General features: G+C 62.9%; 14 protein-coding genes and 1 pseudogene. 1 reads left to right on the top strand and 14 read right to left on the bottom strand.

Annotation, left to right across the window (positions count from 1 at the left end):
• Window positions 1–2: 2 nt before the first annotated feature.
• The 14 genes and pseudogenes from ACFMBG_RS21845 to ACFMBG_RS21780 form a co-directional block, all read right to left on the bottom strand.
• Entirely contained in the window at window positions 3–593 is a 591-nt protein-coding gene (locus ACFMBG_RS21845) for a VOC family protein (protein WP_421056784.1), read from the bottom strand.
• A gap of 114 nt (window positions 594–707) precedes the next feature.
• Entirely contained in the window at window positions 708–2,285 is a 1,578-nt protein-coding gene (locus ACFMBG_RS21840; protein WP_421056783.1) for a GMC family oxidoreductase, read from the bottom strand.
• Window positions 2,286–2,296: 11 nt separating this feature from the next.
• Window positions 2,297–2,890 carry a hypothetical protein gene (locus ACFMBG_RS21835; protein WP_421056782.1) on the bottom strand — a complete coding sequence of 198 codons (594 nt, stop codon included), beginning with the start codon at window positions 2,888–2,890 and terminating at the stop codon, window positions 2,297–2,299.
• 35 nt (window positions 2,891–2,925) lie between these two features.
• Window positions 2,926–3,624 (bottom strand): lipoate--protein ligase family protein, encoded by a 699-nt coding sequence (locus ACFMBG_RS21830; RefSeq protein ID WP_421056781.1) that lies wholly within the window; start codon window positions 3,622–3,624, stop codon window positions 2,926–2,928.
• Entirely contained in the window at window positions 3,621–4,307 is a 687-nt protein-coding gene (locus ACFMBG_RS21825; protein ID WP_421056780.1) for a 2-oxo acid dehydrogenase subunit E2, read from the bottom strand. The genes ACFMBG_RS21830 and ACFMBG_RS21825 overlap by 4 nt, the downstream gene beginning before the upstream one ends.
• Window positions 4,304–4,537 carry a biotin/lipoyl-containing protein gene (locus ACFMBG_RS21820; RefSeq protein ID WP_421056779.1) on the bottom strand — a complete coding sequence of 78 codons (234 nt, stop codon included), beginning with the start codon at window positions 4,535–4,537 and terminating at the stop codon, window positions 4,304–4,306. The genes ACFMBG_RS21825 and ACFMBG_RS21820 overlap by 4 nt, the downstream gene beginning before the upstream one ends.
• A gap of 71 nt (window positions 4,538–4,608) precedes the next feature.
• Window positions 4,609–5,634: an alpha-ketoacid dehydrogenase subunit beta gene (locus tag ACFMBG_RS21815; RefSeq protein WP_259943498.1), complete on the bottom strand. Its 1,026-nt coding sequence runs from the start codon at window positions 5,632–5,634 to the stop codon at window positions 4,609–4,611.
• Between the two features lie 21 nt (window positions 5,635–5,655).
• The gene (locus ACFMBG_RS21810) at window positions 5,656–6,642 is read right to left on the bottom strand and encodes a thiamine pyrophosphate-dependent dehydrogenase E1 component subunit alpha (protein WP_421056778.1); all 987 of its coding nucleotides are present in this window, start codon (window positions 6,640–6,642) and stop codon (window positions 5,656–5,658) included.
• Window positions 6,643–7,835: 1,193 nt separating this feature from the next.
• Window positions 7,836–8,621 (bottom strand): annotated as a pseudogene (locus ACFMBG_RS21805) (SDR family NAD(P)-dependent oxidoreductase).
• Window positions 8,618–8,821, bottom strand: coding sequence for a hypothetical protein (locus tag ACFMBG_RS21800; RefSeq protein WP_421056777.1), 204 nt, complete (start codon window positions 8,819–8,821; stop codon window positions 8,618–8,620). Before ACFMBG_RS21800 ends, ACFMBG_RS21805 begins: the two are co-directional and overlap by 4 nt.
• 214 nt (window positions 8,822–9,035) lie before the next feature.
• Window positions 9,036–10,553 carry an ABC transporter permease gene (locus ACFMBG_RS21795; protein ID WP_421056776.1) on the bottom strand — a complete coding sequence of 506 codons (1,518 nt, stop codon included), beginning with the start codon at window positions 10,551–10,553 and terminating at the stop codon, window positions 9,036–9,038.
• Between the two features lie 10 nt (window positions 10,554–10,563).
• A complete protein-coding gene (locus ACFMBG_RS21790) occupies window positions 10,564–11,613 on the bottom strand; it encodes a quaternary amine ABC transporter ATP-binding protein (protein ID WP_421056775.1) in 1,050 nt (349 codons plus the stop codon).
• Between the two features lie 71 nt (window positions 11,614–11,684).
• Window positions 11,685–12,650 (bottom strand): ABC transporter substrate-binding protein, encoded by a 966-nt coding sequence (locus tag ACFMBG_RS21785; protein ID WP_421056774.1) that lies wholly within the window; start codon window positions 12,648–12,650, stop codon window positions 11,685–11,687.
• Window positions 12,651–12,687: 37 nt separating this feature from the next.
• The gene (locus ACFMBG_RS21780) at window positions 12,688–15,015 is read right to left on the bottom strand and encodes a DUF1989 domain-containing protein (RefSeq protein ID WP_421056773.1); all 2,328 of its coding nucleotides are present in this window, start codon (window positions 15,013–15,015) and stop codon (window positions 12,688–12,690) included.
• A gap of 123 nt (window positions 15,016–15,138) precedes the next feature.
• Between ACFMBG_RS21780 and ACFMBG_RS21775 the strand changes: the two genes are divergently transcribed.
• Window positions 15,139–16,179: a substrate-binding domain-containing protein gene (locus ACFMBG_RS21775; protein ID WP_421056772.1), complete on the top strand. Its 1,041-nt coding sequence runs from the start codon at window positions 15,139–15,141 to the stop codon at window positions 16,177–16,179.
• Window positions 16,180–16,336 lie beyond the last annotated feature (157 nt).

The following is a 16,336-nucleotide window of genomic DNA, read 5'->3' as shown; positions in this document are numbered from 1 at the left end:
TTTCAGGAACGCGGGTCCCAGAGCCTGCCGTCGCCCTTTTGGTCGAATGCGATGCCGTCAGGATGGCTCACGATTTCCATCTGCATGCCCCAAGGCGACAGGAAATACACCCATTCCAGGCCTTCCAGTTCCGTTCCGGGCAGCGGATGGGGCGCCTCCAGGACCTGAACACCGTTGCCGCGCAGATATTGCGCCGCCGCGTTGATATCGTCGACATAGAGCGCGATATGATAGCCGCCGATGTCGCTGTTCCTCGGCGGGGTCTGGTTCTGATCCGGAGCAGTGTATTTGAACACCTCGAATGCAGGGCCGTTGCCACAGCGCACCATTGTGATGATGTCGATCACGGCACTGGCGTCGACATTGAGATTCTTGGTCATCCAGTCATCCTCGAACGGGCCGAACGGACCGAACGAAAAGAATGACTCGCAGCCCAGCACGTCGACGAGGAATTCCACCGCTTCGTCAACATCCGGCACCGTAATTCCGATATGCTGCGTGCCGCGCATGCCGGGCATCTGGGCCACAGCCGCGGCCGGTATGCTCAATCCCAGCAGGGTCATTATGGTGATAACTTTCAGTTTTCCGAACATGTCGATTTCCTTCTGTTTTTTCGCCGCTTCGGGCGGGCGAATAAGATACTCCCGGAGCGGCAAGGGGGCGGCCCGCCCCGAAGGATCGGGCCGCCAGGGGAAGAACGTGCCGCGTCAGATGTTCTGCGTGTTCATTTCCTGTGCGATGTATTCCGCCTGGCGGATGGCCAGCGCCACGATGGTCAGCGTCGGGTTGCAGGCCGCCGAGGAGGTGAACTGGCTGCCATCCGAGACAAACAGGTTATCGATGTCATGCGCCTGGCCGTAGGCATTGACGACACCCTTGGCGGGATCGGCGTGCATCCGGTTGGTGCCCATGTTGTGGGTCGCCGGATAGGCGGGCAGCTCATAGACATCAGTGGCGCCGACGGCCTCGTATATCTGCGCCGAGGTATCATACATATGTGCCGTCATCTCGTAGTCGTTGTTATGCGGGGTCTTGGAAATGATCGGCACCGGCAGCCCGTGCTGGTCCACCTCGCTGCCGTGCAGGGTGATCGCGTTGCGCTCCTGGGCCAGATCCTCGCCCAGCACCCAGACGCCGGACATCCGGTCGTAGTTTTCCAGCGCGCCCGCCACGCTGCGGCCCCAGCCGGAATTGCCCGGCTCCAGGAAGGCCGCCATGAACGGCAGGCCAAGCGAGAGGAACTCAAGGTAATAACCGCCGCTGAAGCCGCGCGAAGCGTCGTGGTAGACCTCATCGCCGACGATCCCGGCCACAGAGGTGCCGCGGTGCATATGCACCTTCTCCGGCAGCACCGCGTAGACCCCGCCGGTGGTATGGTTCATGTAGTTCTTGCCCACCTGGCCGGAGGAATTGGCGAGACCGTCCGGGAACATCGGGGAGGCTGAGTTCAGCAGCATCCGCGGGCTTTCGATGGAATTGCCCGCGACGCAGACAACACGCGCCTTCTGGCGGTGCTGGTTGCCCTCGCTGTCCGCATAGACCACCGCGTTCACCTTGCCTGCGTCGTCATGCTCGATCCGCAGTACCATCGCATCGGTGCGTACCTCGCAATTGCCGGTGTCCTCGGCGCGGGGCAGTTCGGTGTACATTGTCGACCACTTGGCACCGATGGCGCAGCCCTGCATGCAGAATCCGATCTGCTGGCAGGCCGGGCGGCCGTCACGTTCAACCGAGTTGATCGCCATCGGCCCCGAGCGGTAATCGCTGCGCCCGGTGCGGCGGCAGCCTTCGGCCAGCACCCGGAACCCGTTGTTCCAGGGCAGATGCGGCATGCCGGTGGTTCTGCCTGTGACGCCCATCTTCAGCTCGGCCTTTTCATACCACGGCGTCATTTCCGCCAGGTCGATCGGCCAGTCTTCGACATTGGCGCCGTCGATTTCGCCATAGGTGCTGCGGGTCTTGAATTCGAAATCCTTGAACCGCAGGGCGACGCCCGCCCAGTGGATGGTCGAGCCGCCATAGCCCTTAACGATCCAGGCAGGCAGCGTCGGGTGGTTCACCGCCCCGTGCCAGCCGCCGCCGGAATAGCGTTCGTCCAGCCAGGAGATCTTCTGGAACATCGCCCATTCGTCGTTTTCGATATCGCTCAGGTCAAAGCGCTTGCCAGCTTCCAGAACAACCGATTTGACGCCTTTCTGGGCCAGTTCGTTTGCCAGGGTGCCGCCGCCGGCGCCGGAGCCGATGATGACAACCACAGTGTCGTCGTTGAGATCAAATTGTGCCATGATTCAGCCCCTTACGCCTGAACGTCAGCCATGCGTTCCTCAAGGGACGGGCCCTCGGGAACAAATGTGATGTCGGAGAAGCCGCGGTCGATGTAGCCGCCGTGCTCAACTGAGGAGCCCTCGTAGCCGAACAGCGGCCAGACTTCCTTGTTGTCGTAGATGCCGAAGTAGGCGGTCCAGCGGACACTCTGAAAGAAGCCCTCGTCCTGAAAATAGCGCAGCAGGCCTTCGCGGGCGTCCGCGTCTTCGATGCCGGTATAGGGGGTGCCGAACAGCTCCTGCGCCTTTGCGTCGATCCGCGCCAGGCCGTCAGTCAAACCCTTGGCGGTCTCGGCGTCACCTTCAGCGTTCTTCATCACCGTGGCGGCAATCGCCTCGTAGTGTGAAACCTGCAGCACATCCGGATGCGGGTAGATATCCTGGATCATCCGCAGCAGGCTGGCGCCCTGCGCCTCGTCCAGCACCGCTGATGACGCAAAGGATGCGCTTCCGAGCATGGCATTGGTGGTGACGCCGGCCATTGTGGTCGTCATCAGGAACATGCGGCGGCTCATGGCGGCTCGGCCGTTCTTCTCCTTGCCGCGCCAGTGGAATCTGATTGTCATGGTTACTCTCCTCCCAGTGAGTGGTGTTGATGCGGTCAGGCCGCTTTTCTTTCGAGGCGCGCCAGAGCAGTCAGCCGGTCCTCCGCAGCTCTGATCAGGGCGCCGGGAAAGGCTGATTGGCGCATGGCGCCGGGCAGCAGCGCGTCCAGGGCAATATGGGCACCCGCCCGCAATGGCGGTTCTGCTGCGAAGGCGGCGGCCTGCAGCTGCTGCAGGACCGGCCACAGATCCGGTTCCGGTGTCCCGACGAGCACCGCGGCATGCGCCAGCACAACCCGCCCCTGCGGCGCGGCGCGCCAGCGCTGTGCGGTGCCAGCCAGTTTGCGGCCGTGCGCAAGGACGTTCCAGGCGCCATCGCAGAAGGCACCCGGGCAGGCACCGGTTTCTGCGGTGATGTCAAACCGGGTCAGCGCCTCAGTCACTGCGCCGCAGATCATCCGGTAGCCGTCCTCCACCGTGAATCCCGCCGTGCAGGGCAGTACCATGGCAAGGTTCAGGGTGGCGGAACCTTGCGGAACTATGCCGCCGCCGCTGCCGCGGACGGTGACCGGCCAGCCCCGTTCCGCCGCTTCGCCCAACGCGCGCTGCATCCCATCCCTGCGTGCCACGGCAACCGGAACCACCAGTGCGTTTTCTGCCGCCTGCCACAGCATCAGCGCAGGCTTGCCCCGTTGCAGCAGCGCGGCCTCCCGTGCAATGCCGTCTGCGGCGGTGGAAAACGGCGCGGTGATCATGGCGCGAAACCTTCGATCGCCTCGCAAAGGTCCGAAAGGAACTCCGCCGCCGGGGCACCGTCGATGGCCCTGTGGTCAAAGGTCAGCGACAGGCCCGCATAAGGCTTCCAGGCGATGCCATCGCCGTCGCGCACCGCGGTTTCGACCGTGCGTCCAATGCCGAGAATGGCAATCTGCGGCGCATTCAGGATCGGCGTGAACTGCTCCACCCGGCTGAGGCCGAGGTTGGAGACCGTGAAAGTGCCGCCTGTCATCTCCGGCACTGTCAGCTTGTTTGTCCTTGCGCGGGCCACCAGATCCCGCCGCGCAGCCCGAAGGCCTTCAAGGTCCAGGCTTTCCGCCCCGAAGATCGCGGGTGCCGCCAGCAGGTTGCCCGGCAGGGCGATGGCCACCCCCAAATCAATGGCATCCGACAAATGCACCGCGCGGTCCTGCACGGTGCCGTTGATGTCCGGATGGCGCCGCAGAGTTCGGACCACCGCACCCATCAGCAGGTCTTCGACCGACAGCGCGGTGCCCGCTTCCTTGAGATGCGCCTTGGTTGCCAGCAGTGCAGTCATGTCTGCCCGTGCATGGTGGGTCAGCTGCGCCGCGTCGCGCAGCGAGGCGCACATCTTGTCAGCGATCATCCCGCGTGCCCCGCGCAGGGGAACCACAGCAGGACTTGCCGCCTGCACGGTCATGAGACCGCTCCGATCACGTCGCCCTTGGCCGCAACTTCGTCCTGCTGCTTTGTGATGCTCAGGGTGCCGCTTGCCGGTGCGGTGATTTCGTACTGGATCTTGGCCGTCATGATCTCGGCAATCAGCGCGCCCTGGGTGACTTGTGCGCCGTCACTTGCCAGCCAGGCGGTGATGACGCATTCGTCGTCGCCCTCCCACAAGCCGGATGGAATGATGATATCGTTAGCCACTTGGCAATCTCCTCTTGCCGCCGCCCCGACACCGCGGGGCAGCTGATTGTTTCTAGGAATTTTGAGTGCGTTCAGGCCGGAACCGGCGCCCCGCAAAGTTCGCGGGCGGCTGCGGCGATTTTGTCCGCATTGGGCAGGCAGTGCTGTTCCATCACCCGGGCAAAGGGGATCGGCACATCCGGATAGGCGATCCGCCGCGGCGGCGCCTTCAGGTCTGCCATGTTGCTCTCGGTGACCGTGGCGATGATCTCACCCGAGACGCCGTAGCTGTGATAATCCTCATCGACCACAATCAGCCGCCCGGTCTTGGCGACGCTGGCGCGCACCGTTTCGCGATCCAATGGCACCAGCGAGCGCAGATCGACCACTTCGGCGCTAATGCCTTGCTGGGCCAGCGCATCGGCGGCCTTCAGCCCGTGATGCACGCCCTGGGCAATTGACACGATCGTCACATCGCGCCCTTCGCGGGCAATGGCCGCCTTACCGATCTCAACTTCATAGCTTTCTTCCGGCACATGGGTAATTGCGCCCGCCTCGGTGCCCAGCCAGCCCATCCCCTGCAGCCCTTTGTGGAACATGTAGATCACCGGGTTCGGATCGCGCAGCGCCGCAGTCATCAGCCCCTTGGCGTCATAAGCGTTGGAGGGGCTCACCACCTTCATGCCGGGCAGATGCGCAAAGCTGCCGTAAAGGCACTGCGAATGCTGCCCCGCATCCGAATAGCCGCCGCCGGTCGAGGTCATCAGCACCATCGGCACGTTGAAATTCCCGCCCGAGAAGTAGGTGTTCTTGGCCATCAGGTTGTAGATCGCGTCAAAGCAGACGCCGAAGAAATCGACGAACATCAGCTCCACCACCGGTTTCATCCCGTCCTGCGCCGCGCCAACCGCAGCGCCGATAAAACCGGTCTCCGAAATCGGCGTGTCGCGGACGCGCTCCTTGCCAAACTCCTCCAGCAAGCCGCGGGTGTTGCCGAAAACGCCGCCCAGTTCCGCAATGTCCTCGCCCATCACAAAGACGCTTGGGTCGATCCGCATCTCCTGCGCCATCGCCTCGGCCATGGCCCGTGCGATTGTCAGTTTCCGTTCATTTTCCATGTGTTTTCCTCCCTCAGGCTTTCAGGCAAAAACGGCTGTCAGCGCGTCTTCGGGTTTCGGATCGGCGCTGTCGCGGGCAAAACGGATCGCTTTATCCACCGCCGCCTGGGCGCTGGCTTCCAGCGCGTCCAGTTCGGCATCCGTGAAACTGCCATCCGCCAGCAGACGGGCCCGCATCACCGGAATCGGGTCCTTGGCAAACAGCCCGTCTTTCTCGCCATCAGGGCGGTAGCCCTCGGCATCGCCCATGAAGTGGCCGGCCAGCCGGTAGGTCTCGACCTCGATCAGCGTCGGGCCTTCGCCGCGGCGCGCCCGCGCGATGGCTTCGCCTGCCACCTCGTAGATCTTCAGGGGGTCGTTGCCGGGAATGTAATGGCCAGGAATGCCATAGGCCGCCGCCCGGTCCGAGTTGCGCTTGATCGCGGTGGAGGCTTCCTTGGAGACCGAAATCCCCCAGGCGTTATCCTCAACCACCACCACCATCGGCAGCTTCCAGACCGCCGCCAGGTTCAGCGCTTCGTGAAACGCGCCCTGGTTTGCCGCGCCTTCACCGATGAACGAAACCGCAACCCCCGGCTTGCCCTGGATCTGGCGCGACAGCGCCGCGCCGGCGGCGGGTCCCATGCCCTGCGCGATGATGCCGGAACAGGCGAAATTCACCTCGGCATCGAAGATATGCATATGGCCGCCGCGGCCGCCGGACAGGCCGGTTGCCTTGCCGAAAATCTCGGCGGCCATCTTCTTCAGGTCCACGCCCTTGGCAATCGCCTGATGATGCGGGCGGTGCGTGGCCGTGACCACGTCCCCGGCCTCAAGATGGGCGCAGACCCCCACGGCAACGGGCTCCTGACCGTCCGACAGGTGCATCTCACCCGGGATCGGACCGTCCGCCATGTTGAAGACAGGCGATTTGCCTTCCATGTAGATCTTTTCGATGGCGTTCTCGAAACGACGGCTTGTCACCATCTTTTCATACATCCACGCCAAGGTGTCTTTTGCTGGCTGCATAATTCCTCTCCTCCTTGTCAGAGAAAAGGCTGCCGCGCTGCCGACACCGTTGACAGCGTTTTCAGGCGCTCGTGGACGGTTCGTGAAAAACTGTCTCATTCTACAGGGCTGCGAGACACCCGCTAGAAAAACGAAGCACTAGGATTGTTGTTATGCCGCCGCAGGGAAGAGCGGAGGCGGGAAGCCTGATATCCCTCAGGGCTGCACCGAGTCGGAATCACTGAATGTGCTGCGGGCAAGAACTGACGCCTTCTCCAGGAATTGCCTCTTGTTTCCTTCAGTCGAGAAATTGTGGCAGCTGCGGATGCGATTGGCGCTTTGCCGATTTAATTTCTATATGTGCTGGCTGTATCTGCCGCATCTCGATAACGGCAACGTTGCACTTTGGGCTCGAGTACCAGCCATTGTGCGAACTCTTGCAAGACCTTGCGTCTCGAATGTTGAGCCTGGCAGCAGCCAGTTGAGGTTATGCAAGACGCAGCCAAGCTGCGGAACTGGATGGCCGGTTCGGTGAAGCCCGCTGCATTGCAGAAAGGCTGCTGTTGCAGGTGCAAAGAAGTTCTTGCGTTTTCTGCAAGCGCATTCTCCGCAGCTGCATAAGTCCGGATTGTCCGGCCTACCAGACCTTGACGCTCACTACAGCCAAAGGCCGGTTTGAGCCCAACCCGGTCATGGTGATTTTTCGCTGCGCGCGTTTGCAGCGGAAGAAATGCTGCATGCGCTCGAAATCTGGCGCTGTGACGCGGCGATGAAACCGGCCATTGGTGCAGCGCGCAGCGAGGCTGAAACGGTCAATTCACAAGGAGCGGACGTTGCTGCCGTTCGCCCCTTGTCTCCGGACGGCCGCAGCCTGCCCAGAAGCAGCTGTTCGAACCAGATGCGGTCACCGAGATGCTGCGATGGCGAAGCATCTGGACCGCCCTTCTGAAAGCTGCCGTTCCGCAAGTGGTTACGCGTATGGATGTGAACCGGGATGGAAAATGGCCCCGTAGAAAGGGCAGCTGCAATGGACTCTGCAGGGCTGCTCACCTGAAGAAATCTCCATTTCGGAAAACCCAGTAGTTATTGCGCAACCAGAGTATGATCGGGCAACAAACGGAAGTTGGCGCCTGTTCCTCGACGAGTTGAACAGGTCTCTTGATCTGTAGGATTTAGTGGCCCAACTCCAAAACCAGTTTTCTAGCAAGGCGAAGTCAGAACGCCAGTGTAGGGACGTCGACAATTGTCGTGCTGCCATCGACCGTCAGAACCGCCCCGGTAATCATGGCAGCCTCGGCGGAGCATAAGAACGCAACTGCAGCTGCCACTTCTTCACCTGTGGCGGCGCGGCCTAGCGGTAAGTCGCGTGTAACTATGCTGTAGGCCTCCTCGACGGACACCAGGCCCCGGCGCTCTACCAGCTCTGCCATCTCCGCATCGGCCATTTCGGTGCGGACCCAGCCGGGGCAGACCGCGTTGCAGCGCACCCCGTTCCGGCCGTAGTCGCGGGCAATGGAGCGGGTCAGCCCCAGCAGCCCGTGTTTCATGGTGACCTAGCCGCAGGCCTCCGGCCCGGCTGCAAGCGCTGCGATCGGCGCCATCATCAGGATGTTTCCGCAGCGCTCCTTCAGCGCCGGCATGGCGGCACGAGCAGAGACCATGGCGGTGTTCAGATTGGCCTGAACTGCGGCGCCCCAATCCGCGTCGCTGATCCCTGTGAGGGAGCCAAAACCGAAACCGCCGGCATTGCAGACCATCACGTCCAGGCCGCCGAAGCGGCTGCGGGCCAATTCCACCAGAGCTTCCATATGCTCCGCACTGGCGGCATCCCCCGCCAGGGCAATGCCGCCGCAGCTTTCTGCTACTTTTTCGATCGGTTCCAGGCGGCGGCCGGTCAGGGTCACATTGCCGCCTTCGGCTGCTATCCGGCGGGCGGTGGCGGCGCCGATCCCGGTTCCGGCACCGGTGACAATCGCGGTTTTGCCTGCGAAGCGGGTCATGGCTGCACACCTTTTTCAGAGAGAAAACTTTGGGCCAGAACACGGGTTGTTCCGATGAACCGCTGATTTCGAGGCTTGGATCCGGGTTCATCCATCCGGGTGATGATCCAGCCGGCATAGGTTGCCGACCGCAGCAGGATGAACAGGTCGAGCGCGCCCAAGTCGATCACCCGCACCGACAGGTAGCCGGCAATCAGCACATCGCGCAGCGCCGGATAGGCGCGACAGCAGGTAGCGTCAGTGACAACGCTCAGCCAGCAGAATTACTTGTTTATATAGGTGATGCCGCTGGAACGGGTGAAGACGAACTATTATTATCTCCATGTTCCGAAACATGCGGCTCTTCGTCCACCTAGCGAGTCAATGCAAGAAGCCGTCCCGAGGCTGACAAGCTGTCTGCCTCGGGATCATAAGTCATCGTTTGCCTGCAACAATTCGATCGAGGATCAGGGCACAGAAAAGGATTGCCAGACCCGCTAGGATCCCTTGCCCGGCTGCCGCATATTGCAGTGCCTCCAGAACGTCCTCGCCCAGCCCCTTGGCACCGATCAGCGAGGCCACCACCACCATTGCCAGCGACAGCAGGATGGTCTGGTTGACACCGGCCATGATCGTCTTTCGCGCCAGCGGCAGATCCACCCGCCACAAGAGGTAGCGCGGCGTGGCGCCAAAGGCGAGCGCGGCCTCGCGCACCGTCTCCGGCACTTGCTGCAAACCCAGTACGGTAAAGCGGATCACCGGCGGGCTGCCAAAGATCATGGTCGCCACCACACCCGCGGGCTTGCCCGAACCGATGAAGGCGACCACCGGGATTAGATAGACAAAGGACGGCATCGACTGCATGAAGTCCAGCACCGGCCGCACCACCGCAAACACCCGGGGGCGGCGGGCGCAGTAGATCCCGAGCGGGATGCCTAGGGTGATCGAGATCAGCGCCGCTGCACCCAGCAGGGCAATGGTGGTCATCGCCTTTTCCCAGAAGTCCAGCAGCCCCAGATAAGCCAGCGCCGCGCCGGTAAAGATCGCCACCCGCGCGCCTGCGGACAGATAGGCGAGCATCACGATCACCAGCGCCACCACCGGCCAGGGGGTATCGACCAGCACCACCTCGATCCAGTCGAGCAGCGTCCGCATCCCCGCGGTCAGCCCGTCAAAGAAGCCCCGGCCCGAAGTCTTGGTCCAGTCGAACGCCGCCTGCACCCCGTCACCCACATTCAGCCGCCAGTCGCGGTTGGTGGGAAAGGCATTCAGCAATGAGAAGGCGTCCGGCATCGCGAACTTCAGCGCAGACAGCACCACAACCGCCGCCGCCAGCACGGTGGAAACCGCCAGCCGCGGCACGGACCAGCCGCTCGCCACGCTGCGGTCCGAGCGCCACCGGGCGAACTGCCCCTCCAGCGTCCAGTTCGCCAAGGACGCTGCCAGAAACTTCACCGCCAGCAGCAGCGCAATGCCCGCAACCAGATAGATAACACCGCTGGCATTGGCCGCCGCCGCGGCCTCCTGTGCTCCGGCCAGCGCGCCCTCCAGCGACTCCGCGGCACGTTTCAGCGAGTCCAATGAGGACGCGCCAGAGGCCTCCGCCGCCTCGATCTGCTGCCGCCGCAGCTCCAGCGTCTGCGCGATCTGCTCCGCCCGGATGCGGAAGTCGCGGCCAAGGTCGCCAAACAGACCCATCGCGATCTGGATATAGGCCAGGGTTTCCAGCAGCAGGAAGCCCAGGAACCAGGACCACAGGCCCCGCGCCCCGAACCAGACCGGCCCCAGCAAACCCGCTGCCGAGTTCAAGGTGAAGCGGTAGCCCGGCGCCTCCATCATGTAGCTGAAAACCTGCTGGTAGTAGCATTGCGACTGGCCGGTGAAGTCACTCACCAGCGTATTCAGCCGCCCGGCGGTTTCCGGTTTTATCTGAGATTGGTCGATGTGTTTCATCATCGCCTCCTTACGCCTGGCTGTCCTGAATGGCGCGGATCAGCCCCGCACGGTTGATCACCCCGACAGTGCTGCCGGCATCGGCCACCTTGACAATGCCGTGGCCGTCAACGGCCAGGTCCATCAGGTCGCTAAGATCCATGTCGGGCCGCGCCACTTTGGCATCTGTCGGCAGCGCGCCGTGAGTGGCTTCGAACTCCGCCACCGGTTTCATCACCGAATGGGCAAAAATCATGTTCAGCTTGGAGATGCCGGCCACAAAGTCCGCCACATAGTCATCTGCCGGGTTCAGGATGATCTCCTCCGGCGTGCCGGTCTGCACAATGCGGCCGTCCTTCATGATGGCAATGCGGTGGCCGATGCGGATCGCCTCATCCAGATCGTGGGTGATGAACATCGTGGTCTTGCCTAGCTTGCGGCTCAGCTCCATGAACTGATCCTGCAACTGCTTGCGGATCAGCGGATCCAGCGCCGAAAACGGCTCGTCCATCAGAAGGATTTCAGGGTCCGAGGCAATGGCGCGCGCGAGGCCAACCCGCTGCTGCATGCCGCCGGACAGCTCATGGGCGTATTTGTCCTCCCAGCCGGTCAGCTCCACCAGCTCCAGAACCCGGTCGGCCTCTTCCCAGCGGCGCGCCTTGCCGGTGCCGCGGATCTCCAGCGGCATCGCCACATTGTCGCGCACCGTGCGGTGCGGCATCAGGCCGAAGTTCTGGAACACCATGGCAACGCGGCGGTTGCGCAGGTCGCGCAGGCCCTCGGCATTCAGGCCCATCACGTCATCGCCGTTGATGTGGATGTGCCCGTCCGTCGGCTCCAGCAGCCGGTTCACATGACGTACCAGCGTCGATTTGCCGGACCCCGACAGGCCCATCACGCAGAACAGCTCACCGCGCTCGATCTGGAAGCTGGCATCCGCCACGCCGACCACGCAGTTGAACCGCTCCAGCACCTCGGCTTTGCTCAGGCCTTCCGCATGAATGGCCTGTAGCGCCTCGTCCGCGCGTGCGCCAAAAATCTTCCAGACGCCGCGTGCGTCAATTGCGATGTCGTCCGCCATGGCCTCCCCCTGTCTTTGAAGTCTCGTACGGGCGCCTGCAGCCGGCTGGGCTGCAGGGCCAATGGATGGGATCAGTTCAGGCCAAGCCATCCGTCAACGGTATCGCCATTGGCGGCCAGCCAGTCCGACACCGCGGCGTCGATCTCCTGGCCCTGGATCACCACCTGATAGGTGAGCTTGGACAGCTCGCCTGCATCCATGTCGATCTGGCTCAGGAAGGCTGCCGCCGCCGGGTTCCGCTGTTCCAGCGACTTGGAATAGGCGACGGTCACCGTCTTTACCGGGTCTCCGGAGGTGATCGAGGATTTGTTGTACCAGTCGGAATCCTGATCCGGCTGCAGCATGGTATAGGTGTTCGGATCGTGCTCCGGTTCCTCAATCATGGTCACGTCGTAAAGCGCGTGCACGTAATGCGGCTCATAGCAGTAAAAGACCACGCCCTGTTCCTGATCGATGGCGTCCTTCAGGCGGGCGTAGAACACTGTCTCGTCCTCGGTCGAGGGCTCGAGAAAGGTTTCGATACCGTAGTCGCGCACCTTCACTTTATGAACATTGGTCGAGGCCCAGCCGGTCGCGCCGAGCCAGATCTCGCCCTTGCCGTCGCCGTTGGTGTCATACAACTCCTGCGCCATCGGTGTGGCCAGGTCGAAAACGGACGAAATGCCATGCTTCTCGACCATATAGGTCGGCGTGCAGAAGCCGGTGCGGCCTTGGTAGCTGCCCGAGGACAGGCCGACGGAGCCTTTCTGATCTACATATTCCTCGGTAAAGGACAGGTGGTTGGGCAGCCAGACGTCGGGGTGCACGTCGATATCGCCGCGGCCGCCGTCCATGGCGGCAAAGATCACCGCATTTGCGCCGGGGGCATAGCCGGTTTCGCCGCCCAGGCGGGTCTCAATCACTTGGCCGATCACCCGGCTCATCACCTTGGCGCCGGGCCAGCTCGGCTCGCCAACCATAACTTTTTCCTGCGCCATGGTACCCGCGGCGCTCAAGCTCAGGGCAGTCGCGGCACTCAATCCAGTCAGCATCTTCATTGGTCTTGTCTCTCCTGTTGGGGTTTGGTTTGCGCGCTCAGGCGCGGGCCCGCTTTCGCTGCGGGTCTATGAAGGGGATATCGGTGACGGTAGCGCCGAGGCGCTTCATACGCCCGTCCAGCTGGCCGATTTCCAGCCGGGTGCCATTCCCGGCGTGTTCGACGCCCAGCCGGGCGATGGCGATGGCGTGTTCCAGCGAGGGCGAGCGGGTAGCGGAGGTCACCACCCCGACCTGCCGCTCACCGTCATAGACGGGACTGCCATGCAAAGGCACATCATTGCAGCCCAGCAAAAGCCCCTTCAGAACCCGGCGCGGCTCACGGGCGTTGCGCTCCAGCGCCGCCTTGCCGGTAAAGGAAGGCTTGGTCAGGTCTACAGCAAAACCCAGCCCCGCCTCGAACGCATCCACTTCCGGTGCGAATTCAGCATTGGCGGCCGCCAGCCCGGCCTCGATCCGGATGATCTCCAGCGCGGCAGAGCCCATCGGGGCGATCCCGAACTCCTCGCCCGCTTCCATCACCGCATCCCAGACCGCCACCGCGTCTGCCTTGGCGCAGAAGATCTCGTAGCCCAGCTCGCCGGTGTAGCCCGAGCGCGCCAGCATGAAGGGCGCGCCTTCGCGGTCATGCAGTCGGGCCACCGTGACCCCGAACCACTTCAACTGGTCCAGTGTCGGCACATGCGGCTGGGTAAAGGCGATTTTGCGCAAGAGATCCCGAGACTTGGGGCCTTGAATGGCCAGATTCGGCATCGCGCTGCGCATGTCGTGGATGCGCACCTGCAGCCTTAACTTTTGCGCCAGCGTTTCCAGCACCCGGCCGCTCTCCTCCGACCCGCAGCACCAGCGGAACAGGTCTGGCGCCAGCCGGAACAGGGTGCCATCGTCGATTACCGTGCCAGCCTCGTCGCACATCAGCGTGTAGGAGCCGCGCCAAACCGCCAGCTTGGCCACGTTTCGGGTGGTCGCCTGCTGCAGCAGCACTTCGGCATCGGGGCCGGCAATGTCGTATTTCCGCAGCCCGCTCATGTCCTGCACCGTAACCGCATTGCGGCAGGCCCAGTATTCGCCGGTGGTGCCATGCGACGGAAAACTCACCGGCGCCCACAGGTCGCGGGCCGGGGCGAAATGCTGGGTCAGCGGTTCAAGCCGGTCATGAAAAGCGGAGTTCTGGCTGATCGACATCGGGGCGTCTTCCTTTTCGCGGTAAGCAACAGCGCGGCGCAGGGGTGTTTCGGGGCGGTAGATGCGCACATGCACATCGGTCGGGTTCCAGCCGTTGATCGGGTCGATGTCGTCCGGGCAGGCGGTGGAGACGCAGACCAGGTCCTCCAGCGCCCGCATTGCGACGTAGTCGCCGGGGCGGGAATGGGACTCCTCGGTCAAGATGTGATGCGAGTGCGGATCGACCCAAGTGTTCCAGAAGAAGTTGATGGCAGGCCAGGCGGACCGCCGCGCCACGCCGAACCGGGCCAGCGCTTCGGAAATATTGTCGGAGCAGTTCACATGGCCGGGAAAGCCGCGCTCCTCATAGCCGCGCGCGGTGCAGGCCAGGCCAAAGGTGTCATGACGGCCGCAGGTGTCCTGCACAACGTTCAGCAGCGGCCGCATGTCCCGATCAAAGAATTTGTCCAGCAGCCCCGGCCCCGGATAGGACCGCCGCACCATCGACCGCGTGGCGGTGCCATCGATCATCAGCTCCTCGCCCCGCTGCAATGCCGCCGCATTAAAGGCAGTGAAATCCGAACACTGCTGACCTTCAGTGTCGATGATCTGGATAATCTCGCCTTGTTTCACCTCGTAGGACATGGCGGTGGCACGGCTGACGGTAAATTCCTCGCGGGTGTCGCCCAGCAATGGCGGCAGCAGCGGCCCCGTTCCCGCCGCTGGCTGCCAGGTCACCCTGGCGTTGCCCGCCAACCCGCCATGGGCGAGCTGACGGCACTCCGCCGGGCAGCTGATCCACACGGTGGCAGCCGCCCCGGCCTTCAGCACCAGCGGTTCTTCGGGCATGTCCAGCGTGCAGGCCGGAATGTCCGCCGCAGCCTCACCGCCGTTGCCGACGATCCAGCCCAGCAGCTCCGCGGCGTCGCAATCCGCCAGGGGCATCGGCGCGTCCGCCTGCAGCCCCAGCACCGCCAGCGCCGGCCGTCCGTCATCATCAAAGGCAGCAATCCACAGCGCGGCACCGCCCTGCGGCACCTCCAGCGACAGAAGGTCCCCGGCCCGCATCTCCTGCTTCAGCAGCTCGCGCGGCGCCAGCACCCGGGACACCCCGCTCTGCCCCTTGGCGAAGCCCGGATAGGCCCTTTCCGGAGTCTGGAACCCCATGTTGTCGAAGTCGTGAAGCACGGCGTAGCGAGTCATTGCGGTATCCGAATCTCAGATTTGAAACTAGTTACATGGTTGATGAAATCAGTTACATGTGTCAAGATTTTCTTAAGATCAAAGTTCTGGGACAATAGGTGGCAGGCCGGGATGAGCAAAAGAATGACCAAAAAACGGGCAAACCTTAGGGATGTTGCTGCGGCGGCAGGTGTTTCCGTTGCAACCGCCTCGAGGGTAATGAACAGCCCCGAGGCCGTGTCCAAAGCGACCCGCCAGAAGGTGGAGGCCGCAATGGACAGCCTGCGGTTCATGCCCAGTGCCGCCGCGCGCGCCATCAACAGTGGACGGTCCCGTTTCGTCGGGGCGCTGGTGCCAACGCTGGACAATGCGATTTTTGCCCGCTACCTCTCCCGGCTAGAAAGCCAGCTGGACAAGCACCGTCTGTCGCTGGTCGTCTCCACCACCGACGGCATCCCGGACATCGAAGCAGAAAAGGCCCGGACGCTGATCAGCATTGGTGCCGAGGGCCTGATCATGTCCGGAGTCACTCACGGACCCGCCCTCTACGAGCTGATCAACCGCAGCGGGATCCCGGCCATCGCCACTTCCTACTATGATCCAGATTTCGCTCTGCCGACCATCGGCTACGACAACGCCGCCGCGGCCTTCACTGCGCTTAGCCATCTAACGGGACTTGGCCACAGCTGCATCTCGGTGATCCACGGGCCGACGGAAACCAACGACCGGACCGGGACCCGCGTCGAGGCGCTGCGCCGTCGCCCCGATGGCGCAAAGATTGAATTCTACCTCGAACCGCTGTCGATCGAGGGCGGCTGTAGCGGCGTGCAGCGTGTGCTAGAATCCCGGCCGGACACCACCGCCATCCTTTGTATGTCAGATGTTCAGGCTACCGGTGCGCTGTATGAGCTACAGCGACGCGGTATCCCAGTGCCAGGCGGGCTATCGCTGTTGGGCATCGACGACTTGCCCGGTTCCGCTCACTTGTGCCCCGGGCTTACAACTGTGCACCTGCCGGTGGCCCGCATGGGGCTCGCGGCCGCGGACGCGATTGCTGGCTGGGTCGAAAACGGGACGGAGCCGGAGCCCGTGCTGCTGGAGTCCAGACTTGTAAACCGGAGCTCGACAGGTCGATTAGGTGATGTCACGTTAACTGAGGTCACCCGGGCAGGTGCAGCGGATTGACTATTCTACGCGCTGTTTTCTGCTGCTTTTCAGGCACTAAGTGCGTCGAGGCGGGTCCGTTGCATTAACCATCGAGATGTCAGAGACATCGTTGCCCCAAGCTGAGGAGTGAGCGATGTCCCGGCGCAATCCGTTCAAGCGGCACCGGTTTCCGCGC

The sequence above is a fragment of the Leisingera coralii genome, from assembly GCF_049056525.1.
Classification (GTDB): domain Bacteria; phylum Pseudomonadota; class Alphaproteobacteria; order Rhodobacterales; family Rhodobacteraceae; genus Leisingera; species Leisingera coralii.
This window is presented reverse-complemented; position numbering and strand designations above follow the sequence as displayed.

Bases quoted from the DNA above. Each gene is read 5' to 3' on its own strand.
- ACFMBG_RS21845 (WP_421056784.1), bottom strand. From the start codon at position 593: ATGTTCGGAAAACTGAAAGTTATCACCATAATGACCCTGCTGGGATTG.
- ACFMBG_RS21840 (WP_421056783.1), bottom strand. From the start codon at position 2,285: ATGGCACAATTTGATCTCAACGACGACACTGTGGTTGTCATCATCGGC.
- ACFMBG_RS21835 (WP_421056782.1), bottom strand. From the start codon at position 2,890: ATGACAATCAGATTCCACTGGCGCGGCAAGGAGAAGAACGGCCGAGCC.
- ACFMBG_RS21830 (WP_421056781.1), bottom strand. From the start codon at position 3,624: ATGATCACCGCGCCGTTTTCCACCGCCGCAGACGGCATTGCACGGGAG.
- ACFMBG_RS21825 (WP_421056780.1), bottom strand. From the start codon at position 4,307: ATGACCGTGCAGGCGGCAAGTCCTGCTGTGGTTCCCCTGCGCGGGGCA.
- ACFMBG_RS21815 (WP_259943498.1), bottom strand. From the start codon at position 5,634: ATGGAAAATGAACGGAAACTGACAATCGCACGGGCCATGGCCGAGGCG.
- ACFMBG_RS21810 (WP_421056778.1), bottom strand. From the start codon at position 6,642: ATGCAGCCAGCAAAAGACACCTTGGCGTGGATGTATGAAAAGATGGTG.
- ACFMBG_RS21795 (WP_421056776.1), bottom strand. From the start codon at position 10,553: ATGAAACACATCGACCAATCTCAGATAAAACCGGAAACCGCCGGGCGG.
- ACFMBG_RS21790 (WP_421056775.1), bottom strand. From the start codon at position 11,613: ATGGCGGACGACATCGCAATTGACGCACGCGGCGTCTGGAAGATTTTT.
- ACFMBG_RS21785 (WP_421056774.1), bottom strand. From the start codon at position 12,650: ATGAAGATGCTGACTGGATTGAGTGCCGCGACTGCCCTGAGCTTGAGC.
- ACFMBG_RS21780 (WP_421056773.1), bottom strand. From the start codon at position 15,015: ATGACTCGCTACGCCGTGCTTCACGACTTCGACAACATGGGGTTCCAG.
- ACFMBG_RS21775 (WP_421056772.1), top strand. From the start codon at position 15,139: ATGACCAAAAAACGGGCAAACCTTAGGGATGTTGCTGCGGCGGCAGGT.